A 7,414-nucleotide genomic window follows, 5' to 3' on the forward strand; every position below is an offset into this window, starting at 1 on the left:
CGCCAAGCCCGCACCCTCCAGGTGATCCATGAAACGCGCCCCTCGCAGCCGTCAACGCCATGATTTATATGCGAAATATCACGATTACGACAGCGAAATCAGCGACTTACTTGGAGAATGTGGGTTGACGACGGCCGACAGCGGCTGGCTGAGTTCATGGGCCAGCACCGCCGCCATCTCCCCCATCATGCCCAGACGCGACACCTGTGCCAGGTCGTTGTTCATCCGCCGGAAGCGTTCCTCGGTCGCGATCGCCGGCCGCATGTCGCGCCCGAACACCACGAACAGCCGTGCCCCGTCGATACGGGTCTGCCCGATCACGAAGGACAGCGGGAGAATCTCCCCATCGGCACGCCGCAGACTGATCGGCAGCGGCCATTCGGACTCCAGCCCGCGATGCAGCGCCGCGCGCAGATCGCGCCGGATCGCCGACCGGCCACGATCGTCCTCGATCAGGTCGACCAGCCGACGTCCGACCAGTTCCTCCTCCGGATAGCCGAGCAGGCGGCAGGCGGACGCACTGCACACGCGGACGACGCCGCGCTGGTTGCAGACGAACATCGCGTCGGGGACGGTCGCGAGGATCGCCTCGCGCTCAGCCTCGCCCGAGCGCAGCGCCCGCTCGCGCGCACGTCGTTCGGTAACGTCGAGATGGGTGCCGAGCAGGCGCAGCGGACGGCCGTCGAGGTCTCGGATGATCCGCGCCCAACCTTCAGCGAGGCGTTTGCCCCGACGCGGATGGTCGAACTCAAAGTCGAAATGGACCCGATCATGCCCGCTCGCCTCGATCGCCTCGATCGCCTTGCGCATGTGGGCATGGTGCTCGGGACCATGGTCGTCGACCGGCCCGGGCGACGCCAGCCCTTCGAGCGGTCGACCGAAGAACATCTCCCCCGGCGTGGTCCAGATCGGGCGGCGGGAGGGCAGGTCGATCTCATAGATGAAGATGCCCTGGACCGAAACGGCGGTCGCAAGGCGCGCCTCGCTGAGCCGCAGCGCGTCCTGTGCATTGCGCCACTCGGTGACGTCGGTCACGGCGATCACGGCCTCGTGGCGGCCATCGCCCCGGTCGAACAGCTTGATATTGTCGTGGACGATCAGTTGCCGGCCATCGCGGTGATACTCGACCATCTCATTGGTCATCCGGCCTTCGCGCAACAGGCTGGACCAGAGGCCCTTGAGACTCTGTCGCGACCGGCTGCAGAGCAGATCGACCCGCCGCGCACCGACGGCATGGTGCGCCGACCAGCCGTACAACTCCTCACAACCGCGCGACCAGTGCCGAATCACCCCGCAATCGTCGACCACCATGACCGCCGTGAGTTCGAGCGCATCGGCGAGTTCGCGCCGTTCGATATCGACCGAGACGACCGCCCGTGCATGGGCGGTCCACGCCGCACCGACCAGGGCCGAGAAACCGAGCAGCGAAAGCAGGACGATCTGGATCAGATCTGAAAGCGTGAAGGGCGGCGCGATATAGGCGGCACGAAGGAGGGTTCCGAGCAGGACGAGCGCGAACAACGCCAAAAGACCGTTGGTCCGGCGATCCATGGCCATGCGCGAACCGGCGCGCGGCAAGAGGGGTAAGGCCCGCGTCTTCTTTCCCCCTTCGGGTCTTCTCCTATCCGTTCTGCGAATCACGCGCAGAAGCGGAACTACGGGGAAGCCACGAGTTTACAGATGGCGCTTAGTCCTTCGACGCCCGCGCCAGTATGGCATTTGCCTGATCGAGATGCAGCCGCTCGACCATCTCGCCACCGACTCGGACCGCGCCCTTGCCCGCATTTTCGGGCAGGTCGAACGCCGCGATCGCAGCGCGCGCCCAGGCGATTTCGGCATCGTCCGGGCTGAAGGCGCGGTTGGCGGCATCGATCTGGCGCGGATGGATCAGGGTCTTGCCGTCGAAGCCATAAGCCCGCGCCTCGACGCACTGACGCGTCAGGCCCGTCTCGTCGTCGAACGCGTTGTAGACGCCATCGAGCGCGGCCAGCCCATGGCCCTTCGCCGCGGCGACGGCCATCGCCATCATCCCCAGAAAAGGGGTGCGCTCGACCGTCAGGCGCGCGCCCATCTCCTTGGCGAGATCATTGGTCCCGAGCACGAAGGCACCGGGGCGCACCGCCATCGCACCTGCAATTGCATCGAGCCGGAAGATCGCGCGACAGCTTTCGATCATCGCCCAGAAGCCGGTCGTCGGCGGCGCATCGGCCAGCGCGGCAAGATAGCGATGGACCGTCTCAGCGTCGCCGACCTTCGGCGCCAGGATCGCATCGGGCCTCGCAGCGGCAGCGGCGGCAAGATCGTCCTGCGCCCACGGCGTCCCCAGGGCATTGACCCGGATCACCAGTTCACGCTCGCCGAAACCGCCTTCCTCGACCGCGCGAACCGCGTTGGCACGCGCCTCCTCCTTAGCCTCGGGCGCCACCGCATCCTCCAGATCGAGGATGACGACGTCGCAGGGCAGGCTACGCGCCTTGTCGATCGCGCGCTGGTTCGACGCGGGCATGTAGAGGGCACTGCGGCGGGGTCTGACGGTCATGCGAAACTCCTTCGGCTTCCGCATGAAAGCATCCGGCCTCGCGATCAACCCTCCAGCCGCAGGGCGGAGGTCGTCAATGAACGAAGCGGGCGACGACTTCGCGATAGGAACGGCTGACCTTCACCTGCGCGCCGCTGTCGAGCACGAGGAAACATTCGCCATTGGTGTGGGGCTTCACTTCGCGCACCAGATCGAGATTGACGATCGTCGACCGGTGGACGCGCTGGAAGCGGCGTGGATCCAGCCGCTTCTCCAGATCCTTCATCGTCTCGCGCAGGATCAGCGTGTTGTCGCCGGTGTAGATGCACATATAGTCGCCGGCGGCATCGATCCGCTCGATCGAATCCACATCGACGCGGAAGATCTTGCCGCGATCCTTGATGTTGATCATCTTCTCGAACCGGTTCGAAGCGGGGGCCTCGTCGCCTTCGCCCAGCGTATCGACCGCGTCGGGGGCGACCTCGGCCAGCACTTCCTTGAGCCGCCCGACCTCCTCGACGCCTTTCTTCTCGACGAGGCGCTGGCGCGCGCGATCGAGCGTGTCGGCCAGACGCTGCTCGTCGACCGGCTTGAGCAGATAATCGAGCGCCTGCGCCTGAAAAGCGCGGATCGCATGATCCTCATAGGCGGTGACGAAGACGAACAGCGGAGGCTCGATCTCCATCAGCCCCTGGATCACGGAAAAGCCGTCGAAGCCGGGCATCTGGATGTCGAGGAAGACGAGATCGGGTTTATGCGTCTTGATCGCCCGGATCGCCTCGCGTCCGTTCAGGCAGGTTTCGATGATTTCTACATCCTCGTGCGGCGCCAGCCGGAGCTTCAGGCCCTGAATGGCCAGGGGCTCGTCGTCGACGAGAACGGTGCGGATCGTCATGCATTGTCCTTGCGCTGTTTCGCGGTGTGGAAGGGGATGTCGATAACGACCCCGAACCCTTCCGCCCGGTCAGTCTGGACCTCAAATCTTTGGTCCGTGCCATATGCCTGCGCCAGCCTGTCGCGAATGTTCGCCAGACCGACGCCTGTCGAATAGGTGGGACGCGTCACTCCATCGGTCAACCCCGGGCCAGTATCCGTGACCGTAATGATCAGGCGGCGCTCGGGTTCCATGCCGGTGAGTCGCGCGGTCACGTTGATATCCGCGCCCTCCTCCAGCGGGGTGACCGCATATTTGATCGCATTCTCGACGAGCGGCTGGAGCAGCAGCGACGGCAGGCGCGCCTCGGCGGCGGCAGGGTCGATCTCGAAACTGGCGCGGAGCCGGTCCTCGAACCGCATCTTCTCGATGTCGAGATAGAGTTTCAGCGTCTCGACTTCCTGGGTGAGGCTGACGGTGCCCTCGGGCTCGTTGGCGAGCGTGTAGCGCAGGAAGGACGACAGCCGCGACAGCATCGCATTGGCGCGCTGGGTTTCCTTGAGCAGCACCAGCGTCGAGATCGAGTTGAGCGTGTTGAACAGGAAATGGGGGTTGAGCTGATAGCGCAGCATCGCCAGCTGCGCCGAGCTCGCCTGGCTTTCCAGCCGCTCGACCCGATCCGACTGTTCCTCGAGCAGCAGGTAGAAATTGATGCCGTAATAGAGCGCCGACCAGGCCGCCAGCAGCGCGAGATCGAGCAGGATCGCGCCGAAGAACTGGATGCCCTTGGGCATTTCCTGCGGACGGTAGAAGGTCGCATGCGCCCAGGTCTCGATCGACGAAAAGGTCGCCGATGCCACCACCAGGATCAGGATCGAGACCGACCAGGTGACGATCGGCCGCAGACGTATCAGCCGGCGATAGGCCGACGCCATCAGCAGCGTCAGCGAATAGCCGGTGGCGGTCGACAGGGCGGTGGGTACGACGAACAGCAGACCCATATTATTGGCGAGCCCGCCGAGCGCGCGCAGGACGAAATAACCCGTCCAGCCCGCCGACTGGAGCACCCAGAAGGCATGGTTCTTGTCGTCGAAGAACGGCTTCGAGCCGAGGATCGTCAGTGGCATCCCGACGGACTTAGCCGATGCCGGGCCGTTTGTTTAGCCTTGCCGGACGTCGCGCCCGCCGAGCGCTGCGGCCAGCTTCTCGCGATCGAGCGCGCCCTCCCAACTCGCCACGATCACCGTGGCTACGGCATTGCCGATGAAGTTGGTCAGGCTGCGGCATTCGGACATGAACCGGTCGATGCCGAGGATCAGCGCCATCCCCGCGACCGGCACCGACGGTACTATCGAAAGTGTCGCCGCCAGCGTGACGAAGCCCGCGCCCGTAACCCCCGCCGCGCCTTTGGACGAGATCATCGCGACCAGCAGCAGGCTGATCTGCTCGCCGAGCGACAGATGGATGTCGCAGGCCTGCGCGATGAACAGCGCGGCCAGCGTCATGTAGATGTTGGTGCCGTCGAGATTGAACGAATAGCCGGTCGGGACGACCAGCCCGACGACCGGCTTGGCGCATCCCGCCCGTTCCATCTTGGTCATCAGATTGGGGAGCGCGCTTTCCGAACTCGACGTGCCGAGCACCAGCAGAAGCTCGTCCTTCAGATAGGCGATCAGGCGCAGGATCGAGAAGCCCGACAACCGCGCGATAAGCCCCAGCACGACGAGGATGAACAGCGCCGAGGTCAGGTAGAAGCACAGGATCAGCCCGCCCAGATTGGCGAGCGTGCCCACGCCGAATTTGCCGATGGTGAAAGCCATCGCGCCGAAGGCCCCGATCGGCGCGGCCTTCATCAGGATCGCGACCAGCCGGAAGATCACCAGCGTCAGCGTTTCGAGCAGATCGAGCACGGGGCTGGCCCGGGGCCCGACCAGCGACAGCGCGATGCCGAACAGGATTGCGACGAAAAGCACCTGCAGGATCTCGCCTTCGGCGATCGCCGACAGCAGCGTGTCGGGAATGATTCCCATAAGGAAACCGATCAGCGACTGGTCATGGGCTCTCTGGGCATAGTCGGCGACATGGCTCGCATCGAGCGCGGCGGGCGCGATGTGCAGGCCGCTGCCGGGCTGGACGACGTTGGCGACGATCAGGCCGACGACCAGCGCCAGGGTCGATACGGTCAGAAAATAGCCGAAGGCCTTGGCCGCCACCCGGCCCAGCTCGCCGAGATGGCCGAGCCCGGCGATCCCCGTGACGACCGTCAGGAAGATCACGGGCGCGATGATCATCTTCACCAGCTTGATGAAGGCGTCGCCCAGCGGCTTGAGTTGTTCGCCGATGTCGGGCGCCAGCCAGCCCAGCGCGACGCCAAGGACGATCGCCGCCAGCACCTGCGCGTAGAGCGAGCGCCAGAAGGGCGGCCGGGCAACCGGGGCATCGGCCGTATCGATGATCATCTCGGGAAGGTCCTTCTGTGGCTGAACCGATCGCACCACATCGGTGCGGCGACATCAATCCCGGTCAGCGCACGTAGCGCAGCGCCAGCCACAGCGTCCTGGGGGTCGCACGCTCGATCGTGCCGTCGGCACCCACGGTCGCTTCCACCAGCCTGTCCGCCAGATTTTCCGCCCGCACCTCGGCGGTCAGCCCGCCGCCGAGCACCATCGACGCGACCGCATCGAAGGTCAGCGCATCGCGCAGCCGCCGGCTGTTCTGGTCATCCTCGAACTGGCGCCCGATATAGCGCGCGGTGACCGCAGCCCGCGCCGTGCCGGGCCGGTTCCATTCGAGCTGTACGCTGCCCTGACCGCGCGGGGTCTGCGCCGGGCGCAGCCCCGCCAGCGCCGCCGCAGCACCACTGGCCCTGACGCTGGGATCGATGTGCGAATAGCTGGCCGACAGGCGCCACTCGCCGAGCGTGCCCATCGCCTCCATCTCGATGCCCCGGCTGCGGATCGCGTCGACATTCTGGCGCTGGCGGGTGTTCGGCGCGACCGTGACGTTGGAGATGGCGTCGTCGAGCCTGTTCCAGAACAAAGTCACCGAGGCGCGCCACCCCGGCAACGGCGCGTAGGACAGAGCGCCCTCGATCCCCTTCACCCGCTCGGGATCGAGCAGCGGGTTGGCGATGGTGCTGTCGTTGCCCGCGCGGAAAGGGCGATAGAGTTCGTTGAGCGTCGGCAGGCGCCAACCGCTATAGGCCGCCCCGCGCAGCTGCACCGCCGCCAGTCCCGGCGGGTTCCAGGCGATGCCCGCGCGGCCCGTCGTCTCGGTGCCCGAGCGGTCGGTGTAACGCTGGCTGTTCGCCGCTACGAGCGCACCGCTGTTGCGGTTGATCTCGGTGCGCCGGCCATCGCGCAATTCCCAGCGATCGATCCGGCCGCTGGCGGTCAAGGTCAGGCCGGGCGCCGGCAGCAACGTCAGTTCGGCAAAGCCCCCATAGATGCTTTGCTCACCCCCTGCGACGCGGCCGACATTGGTCGCGACGACCACCTCCTCGGTCCGGCCGCTGACATGGCGCAGATCGCCGCCCAGCCGCAGCGTCCGTCCCTCTCCCAGCCAGGGCCGCAGCTCGAAGCGACCGCCAATGCCATTGGCCGGAACATTATACTGGTCGAGCGACTGGCTGACGGTCGCTCGGCGCGCGCCGATGCTCGCGAAACCGCTCGAAAATTCGCGGTGCTGGAGCCAGGCGGCCGCTTCCCAGCCCCAGCGGCCACGCCCGACGAGGCGGAGCGACGCATCCACCGCCAGATTGGCATTGCCCGTGAAGGGAACACCGCGATCGCGCTGGTCGAGCAGGAAGGAGCCATTGGCCTGAAGCTCGACGTCCTCGCCAGCCGGGATGACCGCGCGCGCCGATCCTCGGCTCTGCCGATAGCGCGCCGCGCGGTCGATCGGTCCCCGGTCGCCCGCGACGATCGGCACGAAGCCGTCGCCGCGTGCATGGCCGGCCGAGATCATTGCGAAGCCCCCGCCCAGCGCGGTGGTGAGGGTCGCGTCGGCATCGAGCGAGTTGG

6 protein-coding genes are annotated in these 7,414 nt (G+C 66.2%); all 6 read right to left on the minus strand.

The annotated features are described in order from the left end of the window. Positions 1-84: 84 nt before the first annotated feature. Positions 85-1,557, minus strand: a complete 1,473-nt coding sequence (locus KAY22_RS21910; protein WP_296625318.1) for a PAS domain S-box protein — start codon at positions 1,555-1,557, stop codon at positions 85-87. 130 nt (positions 1,558-1,687) lie between these two features. Further along, complete coding sequence (locus KAY22_RS21915) at positions 1,688-2,539, minus strand: CoA ester lyase (protein WP_296625319.1); 852 nt, start codon at positions 2,537-2,539, stop codon at positions 1,688-1,690. A gap of 73 nt (positions 2,540-2,612) precedes the next feature. Next, the gene (locus KAY22_RS21920) at positions 2,613-3,413 is read right to left on the minus strand and encodes a LytTR family DNA-binding domain-containing protein (protein WP_296625320.1); all 801 of its coding nucleotides are present in this window, start codon (positions 3,411-3,413) and stop codon (positions 2,613-2,615) included. After that, positions 3,410-4,519, minus strand: coding sequence for a histidine kinase (locus KAY22_RS21925; protein ID WP_296625321.1), 1,110 nt, complete (start codon positions 4,517-4,519; stop codon positions 3,410-3,412). Before KAY22_RS21925 ends, KAY22_RS21920 begins: the two co-directional genes overlap by 4 nt. Positions 4,520-4,552: 33 nt before the next feature. Then, positions 4,553-5,851, minus strand: a complete 1,299-nt coding sequence (locus KAY22_RS21930) for a dicarboxylate/amino acid:cation symporter (RefSeq protein WP_296625322.1) — start codon at positions 5,849-5,851, stop codon at positions 4,553-4,555. 64 nt (positions 5,852-5,915) lie between these two features. Beyond that, a partial coding sequence (locus KAY22_RS21935) for a TonB-dependent receptor (RefSeq protein ID WP_296625323.1) occupies positions 5,916-7,414 on the minus strand: 1,499 nt, incomplete at its 5' end.

Origin of the sequence: Rhizorhabdus sp., from assembly GCF_018006725.1 — a bacterium.
Lineage (GTDB): Bacteria > Pseudomonadota > Alphaproteobacteria > Sphingomonadales > Sphingomonadaceae > Rhizorhabdus.